Source organism: Bacteroides sp. 4_1_36 (assembly GCF_003466325.1).
In the GTDB taxonomy this organism is placed as follows: Bacteria; Bacteroidota; Bacteroidia; order Bacteroidales; family Bacteroidaceae; genus Bacteroides; species Bacteroides uniformis.
This window is the reverse complement of record NZ_QSOX01000012.1, coordinates 107919-129406: the sequence shown is the minus strand read 5'-3', so window position 1 is coordinate 129406 and position 21488 is coordinate 107919. Positions and strand designations below refer to the sequence as shown.

Sequence of the window (21488 nt, the reverse complement as noted above, 5' to 3'; positions counted from 1 at the left end):
ATAATAGATTTCTTGATCATGATTCCGTGGGGCTGGGAAGTTCCACGGAATTTTATATTTTTATTTCGCGACGATTTATCCTGCCCAGTCCTCCCTATCCAGATTTCTATATCCGATAGCTTCCGCCAAGTGTGCCGGCTGTATCAATTCGCAGCCTTCCAGGTCGGCGATGGTGCGTGATACTTTCAATATACGGTCGTAGGCGCGGGCCGAAAGGTTTAGGCGGTTCATGGCAGTTTTGAGCATGGCAAGTCCTTTGTCATCCGGACGGGCGTGGCGAGCAAGCAGTTTACTGTTCATCTGGGCATTACAATATATGCCGGGAATGTCTGCATACCTTGCTTCTTGAATTTGTCGGGCACGTATCACACGCTCGCGTATGGTGGCGCTCGATTCGCCGGGGCGAGAATCTGCCATCTCTTCAAAGGGGAGTGGGGTGACTTCAATTTGCAGGTCGATACGGTCGAGCAAAGGTCCGGATATGCGGTTCAGGTACTTTTGTACTTGTCCAGGACTGCATACACAAGCCTTGGTGGGATGCGTGTAATACCCGCATGGACACGGATTCATAGAGGCTACCAGCATAAAACTTGCCGGGTACTCTACATTGCATCGGATGCGTGACACGGTAATCTTCCTATCTTCCAGCGGTTGGCGAAGAACCTCCAATACGTTACGGCTGTACTCTGGCAGTTCATCAAGATATAAAATTCCGTTATGTGCCAGACTGATTTCACCGGGCTGGGGGAAACTTCCTCCACCGGTCATCGCTACCGTAGAAATGGTGTGGTGAGGGGCGCGGAACGGGCGTTTCGAGATGAGTCCACCGTCTTTGCCCAACTTTCCGGCAACAGAATGAATCTTGGTCGTTTCCAGACTCTCTCCCAAAGAGAGGGGAGGAAGTATAGATGGCAGACGCTTGGCAAGCATGGACTTACCGCTGCCCGGCGAACCGATGAGAAGTATATTGTGGCTGCCCGAAGCAGCTACCTCCAAGGCTCGTTTCACATTTTCCTGTCCTTTTACTTCTGCAAAGTCGAAATCGAAGTTGCTCTGCTGGGAATAGAATTCCTCGCGGGTGTTGACTAACGTAGGGGTTAATTCCTGCGTGCCATTAAAGAATTCTATAACTTCCTTGATGTTTCCCGCTCCGTACACTTTCAGATTGTTTACTACTGCCGCTTCGTGGGCATTCTGTTGCGGTACAATCATACCCTCAAACCCCAGTTCTCTGGCCTTGATGGCAATGGGGAGTGCTCCTTTGATAGGTTGCAGGCTGCCGTCAAGGCTTAGTTCACCCATCAGCAGATAGCGTTCCAGCTTATCGGACTGGATAACTTCGCTGGCGGCAAGTATGCCGATGGCTAAAGGTAAATCGTAAGCTGCACCTTCCTTGCGGATGTCAGCCGGAGCCATGTTGATGACAATATTGCTGGTCGGCATCCGGTAGCCGTTGACCTGCAAAGCAGATATGATACGTTGATGGCTTTCTTTGACCGCAGAGTCCGGCAAACCGACTAAATAGAACATACAGCCTCTGGAACTGTTGACTTCAATGGTGATGAGGGTTGCGTCAATACCTTGAACAGCCGCTCCAAAAACTTTTATGAGCACGTTTTTAGTGATTAGGGGTTAGTGATGGCAGGATAGGCTACCGTCGGTTTTGTTTTTTGAGTTTCTTTTCACTCTCTTTCTTCTCTTTTTCCTTTTGCTCTATCTCCTCCAGTTTCTTTTTGATGTCTTCCTCACTCATATTCTTCCCTTCAATTTTTCCGGAAGGGCTAAGGAACAGATTGGCAGGCAATGCTTGTATGGCGAGCTGTTTGATGGGCGCTGTGTTCCATCCGGAGAAATCACAACTCTGTTCCCACTTCAGGGTATCTCTTTTGATTGCTTCTTCCCATTCCTTTCTGTCGATATCCAAGGAAATGCCCCAGAGTGCGAATAGCTTGTTCTTTTCTTCTTTCTTGTAAATCCGGCGCAGGGCAGCGTTGGCTTCCATGCTTTGCGGGTCCCAAGATGCCCAAAAATGTATCAACAGATATTTGTCCTTAAAGCTAGTACGGCTGATTTGTGTGCCTTTGGCATTGGGCAGGTTGACGTAAGGGATGATTTTCCCGACGGATACCTTCTCTTCTTCTTGGATAAGGTCAAGCAGTTCGTCCACATATGGGCGGTCTTTCAGGCCTCCGGTCATGTGTTCTGTCATTTCTTTGATTAAGGAGAAGTCCGGTTGCGGTTTTTGCACGAAATATTTCTCCAGCAGATAGATACTTACCAGTGAAGAAGGATGGCTGTTGATGAAGGCTTCTGCTTTTTCTTCCAATGCTTTCTCCGAGGGAGTACTCAAACCTTTCAACTCTTTCTGAAAGGCGGTCAGTTCTTCATTGGGAACATTCCCCGTGATTTCCAGTGAAGTAAGTTCGGCGGCAGAGCCTTTTATCTTTATGTTGTCTCCTTTGTCCAGGTAAAGCGGATATTCTGTACCGTCACTGAATTGCAACCATGTAGAGGCAAGTGTGTCGGTGGTGAGGGTTGCAGAGAACTTGTCATCCTTGACAAGCAGAGTGTCCATACGGTTATAGAACTTGTCCGTACCATATATATAAAGGGTATCATTCCCCAGCCCTTTGATTTCACCATTTAGGTAGACTGAATTTGTATTTTTGCTGCCGCAGGCAGACAATATAATAAGCAGAAGGTATGCAAGATAGATTTTCTTCATTCCGGTTCTTTTTCTGATACTTCGTCGCGAAAATACTTCTTTTTGGTGTGAATAAAAAGAAATGCCCGACATATTTCTATGCCGGGCACGTTCTTTTCAATCTAACCTTTATTATTTGATGATATTCATAAAGTCAGTGTTAGTGAAGTATTTGGCGAATTCCAGGTCAGAAGTAGCCTTCTTTGCCAAAGCCGGTTCTTTTGCAATGGCATTCTTCAGACTGCTGGTTACCATAGATGTATTGTTGGTTCTTGCGCCAAGTACAGCCATCAGGTAGTCAGTATAAGCGTCTGGTCTTTCGATAGCAGCCAGTGTGTTCTTAGCCTTGTTGTAGTCCTTAGCCAGGATTTGTGCCAAAGCAGCGCTGTTAGTCTTAGTGTCGCCAAATGAGCTGACAGCCTTGTCGTACTGTCCTTGAGCAACATACAGATTACCCAATGCCTCGTTCAGTTCCTTAGAACCGGAAGCCTTGCTCAGATAGCTTTCTGCTGCTGTTCTGTCGCCCTTGGTCAAGGCAATCAGACCGAGATTCATGTTTGCTTCAGGAGCATCCTTGATGGAGAGAGCTTTCTTGAAGTAGCTTTCAGCCTTGTCAAGATCACCAGCCTGATAAGCCAGTTTACCTAAGTTGTTGTAAGCACGGAAATCGTTCGGGTAGATTTGAGTAGCTTTTGTGAAGATGGCTTCTTGCTTGGCAGCATCTTTAGTCAAGGTGGTGGCATACAGTAATTCTTCGATGTTCAGCTGCTTGGCATCGCTGTCGGCGAGGTTTGCGATTTCTTCGTCAGACTTACCGATGATTTCGTAGTTCAAAGTCAGGCGTGAACGACGCAGTTGCGGCAGGATTTCGTCAGCCAAAGTTTTATAAACAGAAGAGATGTTCTTGATTTCTTGTTCTCTTTGTTCAGGATCCTGATACATGGAAAGAACGCGAAGAATCAATTCTTTATCTTGGATGTTTGATTTGGATACCAGTTCCTGGAAGCCTTCCCAGTCCTGAGCTGTATACTTGGTGTCTACTGCTGCATCGATTTTTGCTTTCTTCAAATCTCTGTTGATGATTTTAGCCGTGTTGTCCTGGCGGTTCTCAGCCAGTGTAGTATTCAAGCCTACACCACCATCGGGAGAAGCGTATGCGGAGATTTCGATGTTGCTGATTTTCTTGTTTTCAGCTTCGTCTATGTTTTTCACTTCTTTGCCGAATTCTTTGGCAGTCTTCAATTCGCTGGCGCGTACGTTGGCTTGTTGAATCAAGAACATGATGTTGGCGTCATGCTTTTCTTTGATGATACGTTGGAAAGCGTCGTCACCATTGGCGGGGTTAGCGCTGCCCAATGTTTGTTCCAGCATCTCAGAAGTGGAGATTACACCATCAGCTACTTTTACAGCAGGGATAGTGACAGTCTTTTTGCCTACTGTAGCCTTGAATTCCAGATACAGTTCGGATTTGGCCATTTCCGGTACATAGTCGAAAGATGTCTTCATAGTGTAGCTGCCGCCCATCTTGTAAGAGATAGTCTGGTCGTTACCTTCTACTTTTTCGCCCTGGAACACAGCCGACTGGCCTTTAGCTTCGCCGCCATTCCATTTCAGCACAGGGGTCACTTCTACCACAGCCTTCTTGTTGAAGTACTTTTCGGGGAATTTTCCGTTGATTGTAGCGGGAACTTTACCACCCACAGCTTCCAGAACTTGAGGAGTTACGGTGAAATAATCTGATGACAATTCACCCATCTTTTTGCTGCACGATGTCATTAATGCAACAATCATTGCCATTAAAAACGGCAGATACAATTTCTTAGTCATTTTAGGTATAAATTAATTGTTTGTAATTGAAATTTGTCTATTCCATGTTAGTGTGCTGTTTAGGCATGGACATAACAACGCAAAGATATTAAATCCTATTACAGTTTGTTAACTCGTGCAGCAATTTTATCATAATTTAATGAATTTCCCGCTCTTTGCGGTACTTTATATTGCGGGGATGATGTTCTATGATTTCACTGCGCAATCTGTGCCGGTCAATATGTGTGTAAATTTCTGTTGTAGCGATAGATTCGTGGCCCAGCATACTTTGTATGGCGCGCAGGTTGGCTCCTCCTTCAAGCAGGTGGGTGGCAAAGGAATGGCGGAAGGTGTGCGGACTGATGTTTTTGGTGATGCCGGCCTTCTCTGCCAGTTCCTTGATGAGATGGAATACCATGATGCGCGAGATATTTTTGCCCCAGCGTGCCAGGAATACATAGTCTTCGAAGTCCTTCTTGATTTTCCAGCCTCCATTGCGGTCTACAAACCAGTTCCTTATCTCTTTGATGGCACGGGACGATATGGGTACAAGGCGCTGTTTGCTGCCCTTACCTTCTACCTTGATGAAGCCTTCGTCGAAATACAAGTCGGAGATTTTCAGATTGCACAGTTCCGATACCCGTAGACCGCAACTGTATAGAGTCTCGAGGATGGCCCGGTTGCGTTGCCCCTCGTTTGTGCCTAGGTCAATGGCGGAGATGATGCGGTCTATCTCTTCCACTGTCAGTACTTCTGGAAGCTTGAATCCGATTTTGGGTCCCTCCAACAGTTCGCTGGGGTCTCCCTCCAGGTAGTCGGCCATGACGAGGAAATGGAAGAATGACTTGATGCCCGACAAGATGCGTGCCTGCGAGCGGGGATGGATGCCGATGTCGTGCAGTCCGGAGGCAAAATGCTGCAAGTCATCCAGGGTAGTGTCAAGGATAGCGATACCCTCTCCTTCCAGAAAGTGCAGCAGCTTCTGTAAGTCTGTTTGGTAAGCATCCACTGTATTGGGTGAGAGTGCTTTTTCCAGTTTCAGATACTGGTGGTACTTTCTGATTATCAGCGTTTGTTTCTCCTTATTCGTGGATTTTTCTTCTGATTTCATTTCTTTTTTCTACCTTTGCTTCGCGAAAATAGGCTGCATTTCAGCAAATTGCAAATAAATTTGCATCTGCTTTCGGTTTGCACTATCTTTGCACCGCAAAGGTATAAAAAATTGTGTTATGAGGATACAGATTATTAACGGCCCCAATATAAATCTCTTGGGCAAACGTGAACCTTCCATTTACGGTAGCGTTACTTTTGAAGACTACCTTGCCGAACTCCGTAAGAAATATGCGGATGTACAGATTGACTATTTCCAGTCCAACATTGAGGGAGAGCTGATAGACAAGATTCAGCAGGTAGGTTTTGATGTGGACGGCATCATTTTGAATGCGGGTGCTTACACCCATACGTCCATCGCTCTGCAGGATGCTATCCGTTCGGTCACTTCTCCGGTGGTTGAGGTGCATATCTCTAATGTACATGCCCGCGAGGCTTTTCGTCATGTGTCCATGATTTCCTGCGCTTGTAAAGGTGTCATTCTCGGTTTCGGGCTGAACTCCTACCGTCTGGCCATGGAGGCGTTAAAAGATTATTAAATAAAATAGGTATATAGATTATGTTATTGAAGCAAACGAAGATTGTCGCAACGATTTCTGACCAGCGCTGTGATGTTGATTTTATAAAGCAGTTGTTCGATGCAGGTATGAATGTTGTACGTATGAATACTGCACATCTTGGCCGTGAAGGTGCCGAGAAGTTGATAAACAATGTGCGTACGGTTTCCAACCGCATCGCTATCCTGATGGATACGAAAGGACCGGAGGTCCGCACGACGGTTCTGGCTGAGCCCATTCCTTTCAAGGCGGGCGACCGCGTGAAGGTGGTAGGCAACCCGGAGCAGGAGACTACCCGTGAATGTATCTCGGTATCCTATCCCCATTTCGTCAAAGACTTGAATGTGGACGGCCATATCCTTATTGATGACGGTGACTTGGAGTTGGTTGTTGTAGAGAAGACCCCCGACTACCTGCTCTGCGAAGTACAGAATGAGGCTACTCTGGGCAGCCGCAAGAGCGTCAACGTTCCCGGCGTCCGCATCAATCTGCCTTCTCTGACGGAGAAGGACCGCACCAATATTCTTTATGCCATTGAGAAGAACATAGACTTCATTGCCCACTCCTTTGTGCGCAATAAGCAGGATATACTCGACATCAAGGCGATTCTTGACGCTCATAACAGCGATATCCGTATTGTGGCTAAGATTGAGAACCAGGAAGGCGTTGATAATATCGATGAAATCCTGGAAGTAGCCGACGGTGTGATGATAGCTCGCGGTGACCTCGGTATTGAAGTTCCGCAGGAACGTATTCCGGGCATCCAGCGTGTGCTCATCCGCAAGTGTATTCTTGCCAAGAAGCCGGTGATTGTTGCCACACAGATGCTTCATACCATGATTTCCAATCCGCGTCCCACCCGTGCGGAGGTAACGGACATTGCCAATGCCATCTATTATCGTACGGATGCCTTGATGTTGAGCGGTGAAACCGCCTATGGAAAGTATCCGGTAGAAGCGGTGAAGACGATGACCAAGATTGCCGCCCAAGCGGAGAAAGACAAGCTGTCTGACAACGATATCCGTATTCCGCTGGACGAGAACAGCAACGACGTGACTGCGTTCCTGGCCAAACAAGCGGTAAAGGCTACCACCAAACTGAAAATCCGTGCAATCATCACCGACAGTTACAGCGGCCGTACTGCCCGTAACCTTGCCGCTTTCCGTGGCAAATATCCGGTGTTGGCCATCTGCTACAAGGAAAAGACCATGCGGCACCTTGCCCTTTCCTACGGTGTGGAAGCTATCTATATGCCCGAACTTGCCAACGGGCAGGAGTATTACTTTGCAGCCTTGCGCCGCTTGTTGAAGGAAGGTCGTTTATGTCCTACGGACATGGTGGGCTACCTGAGTAGCGGTAAGGAAGGCACACAGACCTCTTTCCTTGAAATCAATGTCGTAGAAGATGCCTTGAAGCATGCTGAAGATAGTGTGCTGCCTAACAGTAACAGATACTTGTAGGATAAGGGATTAAGGATAAGGGGTTAGGGATTAGCGGTTAATGATTAATTAATAATTGTGCGCAGAACTAACCCCTAACCCCTAATCCCTTATCCCTAACCTATAATCCATTAACAAAGTGACGATTGACGAATACATTTTGCAGCACATTGATGATGAGGGCGATTATCTGAAAGCGCTCTATCGCGACACGCATGTCAAGTTGCTATATCCCCGCATGGCTTCCGGACATTTGCAGGGGCGTATGCTCAAGATGTTTGTCCGGATGATTCGTCCCCGGCAGGTGCTGGAGATAGGGACTTATAGCGGGTATTCCGCACTTTGCATAGCAGAAGGACTGCCGGAGGGCGGGATGCTGCATACGTTTGAAATCAACGACGAGCAGGAGGACTTCACCCGTCCGTGGCTGGAGAATTCCGATTACGCGGATAAAATCAGGTTCTACATTGGCGATGCCTTGGAGCTGGTACCGCAACTGGACCTCACTTTCGACCTTGCCTTCATTGACGGAGACAAGCGCAAATACATCGATTATTATGAAATGGTGCTCGCCCGCCTTTCCGGCGGTGGATATATCATTGCCGACAATACCTTGTGGGATGGCCATGTGCTGGAAGAACAACCCCATCGCACAGACCTGCAGACAATCAGTATCAAAGCCTTCAATGATTTGGTGGCGTGGGATGCGCGTGTGGAGAAAGTCATTCTCCCCCTGCGTGACGGATTGACGATTATCCGTAAGAAGTAACTGTTTTTTTTATCTTTTTCTCAGCAGCCGCTTGCTGAGGTATCTCACCGGATACCATACGGACAAGAAGCCTACAGTGATGACCGTTAAGAATACCAGAATAATATCCGTGGCATGTACACTTACCGGATAAGCGTCCACTACAAAACTTCCATTGCCTCCCCCCAATGAAATCAACCCGAAACGTTGCTGCAGAAAGCACAGCAACAATCCTAAAACGATGCCGGAGAGGGCGCCGAATACAGAAATCATCCTGCCTTCGAACAAGAAGATGCGCGCTATGAGGCGGTCGTCGGCACCCAGGTTGCGCAGTGTCTCCACATCCTCCCGTTTGTCCAGTATCAGCATGGACAGCGAACCGATGACATTGAAGCATGCGATACCCAGAATGAAGGTGAGGAAGAGATAAGAGATGAGTTTCTCTATTTCCATGATGCGGAAAACATCGGCCTGCTGCTCGTAGCGGTTCTGTACAATGAATCGGTCGCCGAGAATGCCTGCTATTTTCTTTTGTACGGAGCCGATGTTGGAACCGGGTTTCAGTTTCATCTCGATGGCAGAGACTTCCGTGTCATAATTGAACAGACGGCGGGCAAAGTCAAGTGACGTCAGTATGTAGCGTGAATCGTATTTTTGCTGGTTGACGGCAAAGATGGCGCCGGGCGAGAAGAGATACTCCCGGTTGAAAGCCGCAGTGGGGTTGGCTATGTTTACCCGTACGTTCCGTTTGGGGGCATAGACCTGCAACGGGTCTACGAACTGAATGCCGGTGCCCAACTCGGATATAAGTTCCACACCCAGAAAACCATAGTTCACCACCGAGTCGCTCAGTAGGAACTTTCCCGTCCCATAGAGCAAGCTGTCGATGGATGTAAGCTGTTCGAAATTGTCCTCCACTCCCTTGATGACGGCCATTGCCTGGCGGTCCTTGTACTGCACCATGGCATTCTCTTCCAGTGTTTCCGTCCACACGTCAATCTCGGACAGGGCGTGTACTTGCCGGATGCACGCTTCGTGCGGGTCGAAAACCTTACCTTCGCGGACGGTGATTTTCAGTTCCGGGTCGAAGGCTGTGAAAAAGCCTGCCACCATGTCCTGAAAACCGTTGAACACGGACAAGGTGCATACCAACGCCAACGTAGCCAATGCCACTCCACACACCGAAATACCGGAGATGATATTAATGGCATTGTGTTTCTTCTTGGAGAAGAGGTAGCGGCGGGCTATAAAGAAGGGAAGGGACATTATTTCAGCAGTTCGTCAATTCGTTCCAGATAGTCCAGTGAGTCGTCTACGAAGAACTTCAGTTCGGGGATAATGCGTAGTTGGTGGCGTACGCGGGTACCCAGTTCAAAGCGTATGGATTTCATGTTTCCGTTGATGTTCTTGACTATTTCTTCGCTTTTCTCCGAGGGGAATATACTGAGATAAGCGCGTGCCACGCTCATGTCGGGGCTGATGCGTACGGCACTGACGGAAATCAGTATGCCGGGCATGGACTTGGTTTGCAACAAGAAGATATCACTCAGTTCCTTCTGCAGGAGACGGGCTATTTTATTTTGTCTGGTAGTTTCCATACTGTTCATTTTTTTATGCTGGGGTGCAGCCTGTTTTCACGTTAGCAAAGTTACTGAAATATATCGTTCTGCCGACTGTTTATAGCTTTTTTTTCATTCTTTTCCCTATTGTAGGGTTCATTCTTTTCCGTTCTGTCGATGAGATATGCCTTTTCGTAGATTCTATTTGTTGTTCTTGTTATGCTTCCCTAACTTTGATGTCAGTTCGGAGAACTGCTGATGATGAGTGAAGAAGGAAGAGAACCATTCCGTTATAGAAGAGACTCTCTCTAAATAGCGTTTTTTCATGTATTATTGACTTGAACCGTTTTTACCCGGGAGGGTAGAAACGGTTTTTTTGCGCATCTGACCGGGCTTTCTTGTCTCTTGCATAGGCTTCCGTTGTGTGTTACATAGGCTTCTGTTGTGTTTTGCACGGTGGCTTGTCTTGAGAAGCCTTTGGGTTTATCATGTGCGCACGGCTGTGGTACGCCTTTTCCACAGTCGTGAAGAAGACGTGCCACGGCTGTGAAGAATATGCTTCACAGCCGTGGTTTTTCATCAATATATAGGGGTTGACAGAACAGACATAAGGGAATGACAGAACAAACATGAGGGGATAACGGAACGGACATAAGCACTCGACGCATTCCGTATCAGGGTATGAATAGCGGAATGCGTCGGGTGCTTGTGGGGGAATGATATGATATTTGTTCTTATGCCTTTACATACTTCCTTTTGGCTATCAGCACTGCCACGATGATACCTATCACCAGCAGCGCCAGTGCTCCGTAGGCGATGCCTTCCGTCACGTGCAGGCTGGTGGGGTCAAAGCGCATTTCGATGGTGTGCTGTCCGGCAGGAACATACATTGTGCGCAGGATATAGTCGGCGCGTGCCAGTTCGGCAGGCTGTCCGTCGATGGTTACGTGCCAGCCGTCCGGATAATAGATTTCGGAGAATACGGCAATACCGTCTTGGGCATTGTTCGTTTCGTACGTCAGGCGGTTAGGTGTGTAACTTGTCAGGCGGATGCTGGAGAGGCTGTCTTTATAACTTTCCGTGGCACCTTTCAGCACATCCTTGAAGCGGGCATCCACTACGGCTGTCTCCGTAGGTATGATGCTGTCCAGGGCGTCAATCTCTTCGTTGGCGTTGTTCACATACTGCACCTTGTTTACAAACCATGCATTGCCGTAGGCGTGCGGGTTGAGGATGGGAACGGTTTGTCTTTGCTGTCCTGCAGGGAAGATGAAGTATTTGGTGTTTAGCATGTTCAGTACGCGGAACTTATTGGCATCCACGCTGTCCATCTCACCTCCGGCGGTGGCAATGGCCTTGTAGGCCGCCTGCATTTCGGGAGAGATGTGATGCTCTATCATTTCCTGGTAGCGGCGCAGCTTGGCCGGGTGATAACCGCCGACGCTTTTGTGCCAGTAGGAGGTGTTGTTGTCATCGAAGGTGCTGGTGGCAAAGTTCAATACACGATAGTCCAAGCTGGTATCTTGTAGTATCAGCTCGTCTGTATTTGTCTTGGTGAAGGTTTCCGTACGGATGGAGTGGGGCACGAACTGGGCATCATTCAGATAGCGCTTGTTGACCCCCCACATATCTGCCAGGCAGAGTATGGTGATACCTGCAATGGTCAGCGAGCTGCGCAGCTTGCCGCTTGCATAGAGCCAGAGCAGGCTGCAGCCGATGCCTATGATGATGAAGCTACGCAGGGCGTCGCTGCTGACGAGTTCGGCACGCATCTCTCCCAAGTTGGCAAGGATGCCGGAGAGCTCGTTGGCGGGTATCATCTGCTGGTTGACGGCATTCTGCAGCATCTGTGCCTCTTGGGCGGGCACGTAGCCGGAGCCGATGCTGCCCGGGGCAACGGCAAGCAGCAGGGCGATGCCTGCAGTGAGCAGCAGGCTGATGCCGAGGGGCTTCTTTTCCTGTTTTAAGATTTCCGGCTCTTCGAGCAGGCGTTTCAGGGCAAAGATAGCCAGCAAAGGTATCGTGAACTCTGCTATGACAAGGATGGAGGACACGGCGCGGAACTTGTTGTACAACGGGACGTAATCGATGAAGAAATCCGTCAGCGGCATGAAGTTCTTGCCCCAGGACAAGACGATGGAGAAGAAGGTGGCTCCTATCAATGCCCACTTCAACGGTCCTTTCACGATGAAGCATCCCAGTACGAACAGAAACAAGACGAATGCTCCGACGTAGACGGGACCCGACGTCATGGGCTGGGTACCGAAATATTGTGTCAGTGAGCCGTACAGACTGCTGTACATCGGGTTTGCCTTGCTCATGGCAGTTTCACTCTGGCTGAGGGCGGCAGATGCTCCGCCTTTGAAGTTGGGCACCAGCAGAGTCAGTGTTTCGTCGATGCCGTAGCTCCACTGGGTGATGTAGTCGCGGTCCAGCCCGCTACTGGTCTGCTTGGCAGCGTCGCCGGTCTGCACCAGTTCGCTTTTGCCGCGCATGGTTTCTTTGCTGTAGGCATAGGTGTGATAGAGGTTGGATACGTTGGCGGCTATGCCGACGAGGGCTGCCACAATCAGTACGGCACTTGCCTTGAAGAACTGGGGCAATGTCTTGGTACGCCATGCTTTCTCGAAGTAGGCTCCCACAAAGAAAAGGATGACGAAGAAGAAGTAATAGGACATCTGCACGTGGTTCGAGGTGATTTGCAGGGCCACGAACAAGGCGGTGAGGATGCCTCCCCACAGCAGTTTCCCACGATAGGCGAGCACAATGCCTGCTATGGTGGGCGGCACGTAGGCAAGGGTGATGAACTTCCAGATGTGTCCGGCAGATATCAGGATGAAGAAATAGGACGAGAATGCCCACATGATACCGCCCAGTCCGGCCAGCCAGACCGGTATGCCGAAGACGCGCAGCAGGATGTAGAAGCCGAGCATCAGCATGAATGTGAGGCACACATAGTCGGGCAGGAAGAGTTGGTAGGCTTTCTGTACCCACTGCAGTGACTTGGTGGAGTCATACGAAGGGGCTATCTGATACATGGGCATACCGCCGAACAGCGAGTTTGTCCAACGGCTGCGTTCGCCCGTCTGTTCGTAATACTCCTTGACTTCTTGTCCTGCCCCTGCTCCTGCAGCCGTGTCGTGCTGAAAGAGAATACGGTTTTCTATATCCGCCGGGAAGAAGTAGGCGAAGGAAAGGAGGACGAATGCCAAGATGGCAATAAGGTCGGGAAGAAGCTTCTTCATGAGTTATAAGTTATGAGTTATCAATTAATCAATTGTGGGGCAAAGATAGTGCAAACCGAATACAGAACTTTCATGCTTGCGTGAAAAAGTTTTGTTGAGGTGCAGCCTATCTTCGCTTTTGTGGCAAAGATACATAAATGCAGATTGTTATTGTCACGTTATCGGCAGAATGTTGTACCTTTGCCTTTCCAAAAAAAGATTAAAGTGCTTTAATGGTAATATGCAAGCTTAAATTATTATAGATATGACAATAGGGATAATCAGTGCAATGGACAGCGAACACCGCCGGTTGGTGGAGCGCTTGCAGGATAAGAATACGTCGGGCGATGGTAGTTTCCGCTATGTGGAAGGTACATTGGGCGGTAACCATGTAATCTTGACGCAATGCGGCATCGGTAAGGTGAGTGCAGCGGTAGGAGCTTCGGAACTGATACGGCGCTTTTCTCCGGACTGCATCGTCAGCACCGGTGTGGCGGGCGGCATTGATGCTTGCCTGAAGGTGACGGATGTAGTGGCAAGCCAACGTCTGGTGTATCACGACGTCTGGTGCGGCGACGGTAACGAGTACGGACAAGTGCAAGGTTTCCCCGCCTCTTACGAGGGGTGTCCCTCTCTGTTGAAACATGCCTTGTCGCTGAACGAAGCCGGAATGGAAAGCCGCATCCACAGCGGACTTGTCTGTACCGGCGACCAGTTCATCACCAACCGTACGGAGCTGGATACCATCAAGCAACGTTTCCCCGACGGTCTTGCCGTTGATATGGAGTCTGCCGCCATTGCGCAGACTTGCTATCTGTACAATGTTCCTTTTCTCAGCTTCCGCATCATCAGCGACACACCCGGAGTAGAGGACCATGCTTCGCAGTATGCCGATTTCTGGGGAACCATGGCAGAGCGTTCGTTCCTCACGATATGGACCTTCCTCTCCACCCTTCCCAGCAATTTATAACTCATAACTTATAACTTATAACTCATGAAGAAGATTCCCAGTTTTACAATCGACCACATCCGCTTGTTGCGCGGCATTTACGTATCCCGCCAGGATGAAGTGAACGGAGAAACAGTCACTACTTTCGACATCCGTATGAAAGAGCCCAATCGCGAGCCTGCTTTGGGACAAGGTGCTCTGCATACTATCGAACATCTTGCCGCCACCTACCTGCGCAATGACCCGCAGTGGCAGGACAAGATTATCTATTGGGGTCCCATGGGCTGCCTCACCGGTAATTATCTGCTGATGAAAGGTGACTTGAAGCCGCAGGACATACTGGCACTGATGCAGGACACCTTCCGCTTTGTTGCCGAATATGAAGGTGAAGTCCCCGGTGCCGCTCCGCAAGATTGCGGCAACTACCTGCTCCACGACCTTCCGATGGCTAAATGGGAGTCTGCCAAATACCTGCATGAGGTCTTGGAACAGATGAAAGAGGAGAATATGAAGTATCCGGAAAAAGAAGAAAAATAAGGGGGTTAGCGATTAGGGATTAAGGATGGGTTTATGCCTATATTAAAGTCTATGCGGCCCCAAATAATCCCTAATCGCTAACCCCTTATCTCTTATCCTTTATTATCACACAATCTCAATCCCCTGCTCCTTGCAAAGCTGTAATCCCAGGTCTTTCAGCTTGAATTTCTGTATCTTGCCACTTCCCGTCATGGGGAATTCTTTGATGAAGAAGATATACTTGGGTATCTTGTAGCGTGATATTTTGCCGATGCAGAAGTCTCGTACATCCGATTCGTGCATATCCACTCCTTCGTGCAGGATGATGAAAGCGCCTACGGCTTCACCGTACTTCTTAGAGGGAATGCCGGCTACCTGCACGTCTTTTACGCCTTCCAGTTGATAGAGGAACTCTTCTATCTCGCGGGGATAGATATTTTCACCACCGCGGATAATCATGTCCTTGATGCGTCCTGTAATGCGGTAATTGCCGTCCTCGTCCTTTATTCCAAGGTCTCCCGAGTGCAGGAAGCCGTTCTCATCAATGACTTCGGCTGTGGCTTCCGGGTTTTTGTAGTAACCCTTCATGGTGTTGTATCCGCGGTTGCACATTTCACCTTGTACGCCTACGGGACACTCTTCTCCGGTTTCGGGGTCGATAACCTTTACTTCCGTATGTTCAAAGTCGTGTCCTACGGTATTGCAACGTACATCGAACGGGTCGTCTATCCGGGTGGCGGTCATTCCGGGAGCAGCTTCGGTCAGCCCGTAAACGCTGGTTACCTTCATGTACATTTTCTCTTCCACCTGCTTCATCAGCTCTACCGGGCAGAGGGAACCTGCCATGATACCCGTACGGAGGCTGGACATGTCGAACATGTCGAACATCGGATGGTTCAGTTCGGCAATGAACATGGTGGGTACGCCGTAAAGTGCCGTGCAGCGCTCCTTGTGGATAGAGGCGAGCACTACCAGTGGGTTGAAGCGTTCCACCATTACTTCTGTACAGCCGTGTGTCAGGCAGTTCATGGTGGCAAGTACCACGCCAAAGCAGTGGAACAATGGTACGCAGACGCAGAGCTTGTCATCGGCGGTAAACTTCATGTGCTCACCGGTAAGGAAACCGTTGTTGGCAATGTTGTAGTGGGTCAGCATGACGCCTTTCGGGAATCCCGTAGTGCCGGAGGTGTATTGCATGTTCACTACATCGTGGCAAGTGACCTGACTTTTGAGTTCATTCAGGCGGCTGTCTTCTATATTGTTGCCCAAGAGAAGTATTTCGGCCGTGTTGTACATGCCCCGGTGCTTCTCCTGCCCCACGTAGATGACGTTTTTCATATAAGGGAAACGTTCGCTTTTCAAGTGTCCGCGTTGGCAGGTCTTCAGTTCCGGAAGCATGGTATAGGTCATCTGCACAAAGTCACTGTCCTTTTCGCCATTGACGATGCAGAGGGTATGCATGTCGGAGTTCTGGCAGAGATATTCCAGCTCGGACTGTTTGTAGTTGGTGTTTACCGTTACGTAGACGGCACCTATCTTGGCGCAAGCGTATAATAGAGTCAGCCAGTCGGGTACGTTGGCTGCCCAGATACCTACGTGTGTTCCCCGCTCCACGCCGATGGCGATAAGTCCTTTGGCCATGTCGTCCACCCGGCGGTTGAACTGGCTCCAGGTGAAACGCAGGTTGCGGTCAGAGTAAACGATATATTCTTTGTCTGGTGTTGTTTCGGCCCAATGTTCCAACCATTGGCCGAGGGTACGTTCGTATAACATGATGTGGAAGTTGAAAGTGGAAAGTTGAAAGGTGAAAATAGAAAGTATTTATCATTTTCCATTTTCACCTTTCAATTTTCCATTAATTTAAATTGGTGTATAAACTACTGCAAGTATCTTGGCTGCCTGCCCTTCATAGGCGTGTACGTGGTGCGGAACGATGGAATCGTAATAGATGCTGTCACCTTCTTCGAGCAGGTAGGTGTTTTTGCCGTAACTGATTTCCATGGTTCCTTCCATCACCATGATGAATTCTTCGCCTTCGTGTGAGGAGAGTACAAAGTCACTGTCGTCCGTAGCGGCCACATCAATGATAAACGGCTCCATGTGGCGGTCGGCTTTGGATTTGGAGAGTGAATGATACTCCATATGCTTGCGGCTGTGGATGGCATTGTTGGAGAAACTGATGCTGTTCTGCGACTCGTCCTTACGGCAGACCACGGGACCGTTCTCATCCTGGTCGTCAAGAAAAGTTCCCAAACGTACACCCAGCACACGCGCTATCTTGATGAGGGGAGCCAGTGACGGGAGGTCGATGTTGTTTTCTATACGTTCAATCTGTTCGATAGCAAGTCCCGAACGCTGTGCCAGTTCTTCCATACTGATGGATTGGCTTTCACGGAGTGATTTTATTTTTTCTCCTACGATTTTGCTGGTATCCATAATGATAGTATTTTCTGTCTAAAGGTTATAATTTATAGCTGTTAAACCGCAAAAATAAGAGAAACTTTTACTTGATGCAACATTCTGAGGGAAAATATTGCTGAAATATCTCCGGTGGTCGGCTTATTTGTATAATATTCTTCTGTTCTGTTTCTCTTTCTTCCCCAAAGTTCTGTTTATAGCCGCTTCAAGTCTTGTTCCGATACGTGCTTTCCTTTGTACGCTTTGCCTGCTGCATTGAAACGATAGCTTAGGTTCAGGGAGAAGCTGCGCGAGTCCGGGTTTGCCTTTTTCGTATAGGTCAGCCGGGGACCGAACAGCATGAAGGAGCCATACCGGGAATTCCACAGGTCATTGGCTTGCAGTCCGAGCGTCAGCCTTTTGTTGAAGAATGTTTTGCGGATGCCGGCGTTTATGCCCCAATAGGAACGTTGCAGCATGGCGCCGAAGTTGCCTTCGCTCTGGTAGTCGGCATCAAGGGAGAGAATCCACTCGTCCGGAAGCTGGAGACTGTTTTGCAGAAAGAGGTAAATGCTGCCGCGGTTCATATTCTTGCTACTGCCTTGATTGGTGACTTTGAAGAACGGTTGGGCGAAGTAGATGCCGAGCTCCGGTTTCCAGATGCCGACGGTGGGTGACAGATGGGCAGAGGCGGTGAGATACTGCATCCGTTTGAAATTTCCGGTAGTGAAGATGACAACATCCAGATTGTCCTCGTATTCTTTGGTCATGAAGGCAATGGCATTGCGGCGGTATTGGTAGTTAAGTCCGAATTGTACCCACTTGTAAAGGGCCGTGAACTGCAGGTCGTGGTTGGTTTCGGGGGTGAGCAGTGGGTTTCCGCCTTCGTAGATGAAACGGTTGTTATAACTCAGTGTGCTACGTAGCTGGAAGAAGCTGGGGCGGTTGCTTTTGGCTGTATAGCTGAGATTGGCTTGGGCTTTGCCGAGAGGAAAGTCTACCGATAGGTTGGGGCACCAGTCATTGTAAGTACGACTTTGACCGGACACGTACTTTTCCTGCTCCCAATAGTCGGAGACGGCATGCTCGAAGCGCAGTCCTGCAAGAAGGCTGATTTTTCCTAATGTCAGTGAGTATTCGGCAAAGACGGCGGACTTGCTTTCGTCGATTCGACTGTCTGTATCGGGAAGTATGTGCTGCCGGTTCAGGAAATTGTCATTTCGCCGGATGAAGGTGTAATCGGCACCGGTCTTCAGTTCACCTTTCCAAAGGGGATGGGTCAGAATCAACTTGGCGGCATAAAGGCGGTTGTCGGCGTGGTTGAAAGAGCTGATGTCGCGATTGCCTTCGGTCTGGCTTTCTTCTTTAGCCTCCTGGTGATTATAACTTTTTCCGTATACCAGGTCGGTGTTGAAGTTTATGTGGAGTTGCTTTATGCTGCCCTGATAGTAGGCATTCAGCTGGTGCCGGTTGGTTTGCTGCAAGTTTTGGGAGGAATGTATGGTGTGATCGGCCAATTCTTCATTTGCCCGGACGGTATATGCCGAATGGTCACTGCTGTGATAATCGGGGGTACGATGAAACTCATAGGAGGCACCGAGGCTGTGTTGGGGGTTGAAGTCGTAACTGGCGCTTGCTTTTCCTCCGGCAAGTAGTCTCTTATTATATAAGTGAACCCGGTTATTTACATCCCATTGTATTTCGGACGGTATCTGGTAGCGAACCTCCTGGTGGCGTTTTCTGTTTTCATAATTGGTGTACAGCATGCCCAGCAGGGACAGTCCTTTCTTCTGATAATTCAGATTGACTTGTCCGTAATGGCTGTTGCGTCTCCGTTGGGTGATTCCTGCACGGAAATTACCGCCAAAACTGTCTCTTTTGTTACGTACGGTGCGTATGCGTACAACGGCTTTAACGGTAGCATCGTACTCTGCACCCGGGTTGGTGATGAGCTCCACTTTTTCAATATCGGCGGCAGAGAGGCGTTGCAGCTCGGAGTTGTCTTGCAGAAGGCGGTTGTCTATATAGATGACCGGTGTCCCTTTGCCAAAAACGGTATACCCCTCATCAGAGGAGCGCAGTCCGGGGATATGTTTCAATACGTCGTTGGCATCATTCAAGGATGCGAGCAGGGTTTGCCGTACGCTTGTCTCCAACTTTCCGCCCTTTAGTCGGAAAACGGGGCGGGCGGCGGTGATGACGGTTTCCGCAAGTAGCACGGCATCGGTTTGCAATATCCAGTTGTGGGTACTCCCGGTGGGGCAAGGCTGGCAAAGGGGTTTGTAACCGATGGAAGAAACTTGTAGTAGATAGTTTCCGGGAGCGGGAGGGAGAAGTTCAAAACTACCGTCGCTTCGGCTACACGTTCCTTGTATGAAGGTGGAATCTTCGGAAAGGAGGGCGATGTTGGTAAACTCTATCGGTTGCTTTTCCTCTGTGAGAATTTTACCTCGGATGGAGGGTGTTGCCGGGCTGGTTTGTGCTTTTGTTGTCGTGACGCTCATTAGGAGCAGGGCAAGAATACATATTATCTGTTTCATGTTCCGGTTGTTGTTTGATTTCGGGACACGAAGGTATCCGCTTTCTGCCGGGATGGAAGAAACAAAAAGCGGATAGTTGTCTGACATTTGCCTGACAATAGACTGACAATACTTTCTTTTGTCCTTTTAAAGGGGGAAGATGATTACTTTTCTGTATCCATCTCTCCGGTGAACGAGATGGACTGTTTGTTCATGGGTTGCACATGGATACTGGTAGAACCATCGGGAAAGATGGTGAGGCGGTACTCATAATTGTCTTCATCACTACGGGTCTTGAAGTCTATTTGGATTTTGCCTTTTTTGAGTGCTCTGGTTGTGTATCCGGTGATGGATGCATTGAAATTCAGGCTCTTGCCTCCTCCATACGGAGCATTGTAGGCCACTCCAAAGTAAGGCAGGTAAGAGAAAACGGAGTCGTTTCTGATTTCCAGTGTGTAGTTGGTGGTCAAGTTACGGCTACCGCCTCTCATCGGTTGCATCCGATCTACGTTGATTTTGTATTGTTTAGCAGCAATAGCTTCTTTTACAGCACGTTCAGTGCGCTCTTTCTTTTCGTTACGGTTTTGGGCGGTTGTCGGCATTGCGACAGTCAGGCAGATTAGCCCTAATAGGATAAGTTTGTTAGTCTTCATGATTCTATAATGTTTAGGTTTTTATTTCCAGTCCGTAGGCGCGGCCACGATCTGTTGTTATTCTGAGGTTGCTGTTATCCTCGACAATGGGCTTCAGACGCCGTATCAATGTGTAAAGCGTTTCGTCTGCATTGTCTTTTCCCGGCCATAGCGATTGGCAGATGTCGGATTTGAAAAGTAGGTGTGAGGAAGAAAGGTAGAACATCTCCATCAGTGTGTACTGCATGGGGGTGAGTTTTAGCTTTTCCTGCTGTTCGTTATAGAAGCAGGCTTCCTGGAGGGAAAGCGAAAGGTTGCCGAAGGTAATGAAGTTTTCTTGTTGCTGCCCGTTACTGGCATTAGTCTTTGTGCGCCGACGGAAATAGAAAAAGGTGAATCCTCCCCACAGCAGGGCGGCCAATAGCAATGTTGCCGGAATTGTCTGCTTGGATAAGCTGAACAGCATGGTAGCTGAGCAACGGGCATATCCCCGGAAGGAAAGTGTCAGTCCAGATGCATCGGCTGTGGTGGAGAGCCATACCAATGTGTCGCTGGCAAGACATCCGGCAGGAATCTCATTGAATACGGTGGCGGGAGAGTTCTTTTTCAGTATATGCAGCGAAAGGGTAGAGACATCTTTCAATCCGGTGATGGACAATGCTTCGGTAAAGGCTCTGTGGGAACCGTTTACAGAAACGGGGGCACCTATCACTTCTTGTAGTTTGGCATAAGTCTGGATTGTGTCCGCATTCAACCATAATCCCTTGTTCTGCAATACTGTGCGTTGCAGTGCCTGGTTCAGGTCAGAGACCACACGTTGTTCTGCCTGCGAATAGCTGCGATAACCGAAGCCGAATGATAGCAGTATCAATAGAAAAGTGATTGCTATCGAAAGATTTGCTGCTGATACTTTTCTTTTCATGGATACAAAATTAGGTATAAATCGGATTATGAACAAAAAAGGAAGTTTCCTTTTGGAAAACTTCCTTTTTTAATGGTTTTGCCGCAAGTAGATTACTTACGCAAGCCGAGTTCTTTGACGATAGCACGATATCTGGTGATGTCGCGGTCCTTCAGATAAGTCAGCAACGCACGGCGTTTACCTACCAACATAGTCAAAGCTCTTTCTGTACTATAATCCTTTCTGTTGAGCTTAAGGTGCTCAGTCAGACGAGCAATACGGTAGGAAAACAAAGCTATCTGAGCCTCAGCTGAGCCAGTATCAGTGTTAGACTTTCCGTATTTGCCGAAGATTTCTTGCTTTTTAGCAGCGTCTAAATACATAATGTTTAATTAAAAGTTATTATAAATATTCCCTTTCGGGGCTG

18 protein-coding genes are annotated in these 21488 nt (G+C 48.7%); 5 read left to right on the top strand and 13 right to left on the bottom strand.

Annotation, left to right across the window (positions count from 1 at the left end):
* Positions 1 to 75: 75 nt before the first annotated feature.
* The 4 genes from DXD65_RS12970 to xerD form a co-directional block, all read right to left on the bottom strand.
* The gene (locus DXD65_RS12970) at positions 76 to 1614 is read right to left on the bottom strand and encodes a YifB family Mg chelatase-like AAA ATPase (RefSeq protein WP_005830774.1); all 1539 of its coding nucleotides are present in this window, start codon (positions 1612 to 1614) and stop codon (positions 76 to 78) included.
* Between the two features lie 37 nt (positions 1615 to 1651).
* The gene (locus DXD65_RS12965) at positions 1652 to 2725 is read right to left on the bottom strand and encodes a TlpA disulfide reductase family protein (RefSeq protein WP_117887709.1); all 1074 of its coding nucleotides are present in this window, start codon (positions 2723 to 2725) and stop codon (positions 1652 to 1654) included.
* 111 nt (positions 2726 to 2836) lie between these two features.
* Positions 2837 to 4531 (bottom strand): tetratricopeptide repeat protein, encoded by a 1695-nt coding sequence (locus tag DXD65_RS12960; RefSeq protein WP_117887708.1) that lies wholly within the window; start codon positions 4529 to 4531, stop codon positions 2837 to 2839.
* Between the two features lie 136 nt (positions 4532 to 4667).
* Complete coding sequence (gene xerD, locus DXD65_RS12955; protein ID WP_016272363.1) at positions 4668 to 5621, bottom strand: site-specific tyrosine recombinase XerD; 954 nt, start codon at positions 5619 to 5621, stop codon at positions 4668 to 4670.
* Positions 5622 to 5739: 118 nt separating this feature from the next.
* Here xerD and aroQ point away from each other — a divergent pair, with 118 nt between their 5' ends.
* The 3 genes from aroQ (at position 5740) to DXD65_RS12940 (ending at position 8385) form a co-directional block, all read left to right on the top strand.
* Positions 5740 to 6159: a type II 3-dehydroquinate dehydratase gene (aroQ, locus tag DXD65_RS12950; protein ID WP_005830766.1), complete on the top strand. Its 420-nt coding sequence runs from the start codon at positions 5740 to 5742 to the stop codon at positions 6157 to 6159.
* A 20-nt stretch (positions 6160 to 6179) separates the two neighbouring features.
* Positions 6180 to 7637 carry a pyruvate kinase gene (gene pyk, locus DXD65_RS12945; RefSeq protein ID WP_005830765.1) on the top strand — a complete coding sequence of 486 codons (1458 nt, stop codon included), beginning with the start codon at positions 6180 to 6182 and terminating at the stop codon, positions 7635 to 7637.
* Positions 7638 to 7755: 118 nt separating this feature from the next.
* The gene (locus DXD65_RS12940) at positions 7756 to 8385 is read left to right on the top strand and encodes an O-methyltransferase (RefSeq protein WP_035447197.1); all 630 of its coding nucleotides are present in this window, start codon (positions 7756 to 7758) and stop codon (positions 8383 to 8385) included.
* A gap of 9 nt (positions 8386 to 8394) precedes the next feature.
* Here DXD65_RS12940 and DXD65_RS12935 read toward each other — a convergent pair whose 3' ends face one another.
* The 3 genes from DXD65_RS12935 to DXD65_RS12925 all read right to left on the bottom strand — a co-directional run bounded on the left by DXD65_RS12935 (position 8395) and on the right by DXD65_RS12925 (position 13168).
* Positions 8395 to 9630, bottom strand: a complete 1236-nt coding sequence (locus tag DXD65_RS12935) for an FtsX-like permease family protein (RefSeq protein ID WP_117887707.1) — start codon at positions 9628 to 9630, stop codon at positions 8395 to 8397.
* Complete coding sequence (gene rbfA, locus DXD65_RS12930; protein WP_005834378.1) at positions 9630 to 9962, bottom strand: 30S ribosome-binding factor RbfA; 333 nt, start codon at positions 9960 to 9962, stop codon at positions 9630 to 9632. The genes DXD65_RS12935 and rbfA overlap by 1 nt, the downstream gene beginning before the upstream one ends.
* Positions 9963 to 10657: 695 nt before the next feature.
* The gene (locus tag DXD65_RS12925) at positions 10658 to 13168 is read right to left on the bottom strand and encodes a YfhO family protein (protein WP_117887706.1); all 2511 of its coding nucleotides are present in this window, start codon (positions 13166 to 13168) and stop codon (positions 10658 to 10660) included.
* Between the two features lie 244 nt (positions 13169 to 13412).
* Here DXD65_RS12925 and DXD65_RS12920 point away from each other — a divergent pair, with 244 nt between their 5' ends.
* Positions 13413 to 14117, top strand: coding sequence for a 5'-methylthioadenosine/adenosylhomocysteine nucleosidase (locus tag DXD65_RS12920; RefSeq protein WP_008662547.1), 705 nt, complete (start codon positions 13413 to 13415; stop codon positions 14115 to 14117).
* Between the two features lie 24 nt (positions 14118 to 14141).
* Positions 14142 to 14633, top strand: coding sequence for an S-ribosylhomocysteine lyase (locus tag DXD65_RS12915; protein ID WP_008662549.1), 492 nt, complete (start codon positions 14142 to 14144; stop codon positions 14631 to 14633).
* A gap of 105 nt (positions 14634 to 14738) precedes the next feature.
* Here the strand turns inward: DXD65_RS12915 and DXD65_RS12910 are convergent, their stop codons facing one another.
* The 6 genes from DXD65_RS12910 to rpsO form a co-directional block, all read right to left on the bottom strand.
* On the bottom strand, positions 14739 to 16385 hold the full coding sequence (locus tag DXD65_RS12910; protein ID WP_008662551.1) for an AMP-binding protein: 1647 nt from the start codon (positions 16383 to 16385) through the stop codon (positions 14739 to 14741).
* An 87-nt stretch (positions 16386 to 16472) separates the two neighbouring features.
* On the bottom strand, positions 16473 to 17048 hold the full coding sequence (locus DXD65_RS12905; protein ID WP_005830747.1) for a helix-turn-helix domain-containing protein: 576 nt from the start codon (positions 17046 to 17048) through the stop codon (positions 16473 to 16475).
* Between the two features lie 176 nt (positions 17049 to 17224).
* Positions 17225 to 19549 (bottom strand): outer membrane beta-barrel family protein, encoded by a 2325-nt coding sequence (locus DXD65_RS12900; RefSeq protein WP_034532744.1) that lies wholly within the window; start codon positions 19547 to 19549, stop codon positions 17225 to 17227.
* A gap of 143 nt (positions 19550 to 19692) precedes the next feature.
* Entirely contained in the window at positions 19693 to 20181 is a 489-nt protein-coding gene (locus tag DXD65_RS12895; protein WP_005830743.1) for a DUF4251 domain-containing protein, read from the bottom strand.
* A 13-nt stretch (positions 20182 to 20194) separates the two neighbouring features.
* Complete coding sequence (locus DXD65_RS12890; protein WP_005830741.1) at positions 20195 to 21082, bottom strand: helix-turn-helix domain-containing protein; 888 nt, start codon at positions 21080 to 21082, stop codon at positions 20195 to 20197.
* Between the two features lie 92 nt (positions 21083 to 21174).
* Positions 21175 to 21444 (bottom strand): 30S ribosomal protein S15, encoded by a 270-nt coding sequence (gene rpsO / locus DXD65_RS12885; protein ID WP_005830737.1) that lies wholly within the window; start codon positions 21442 to 21444, stop codon positions 21175 to 21177.
* Between the last annotated feature and the right edge of the window lie 44 nt (positions 21445 to 21488).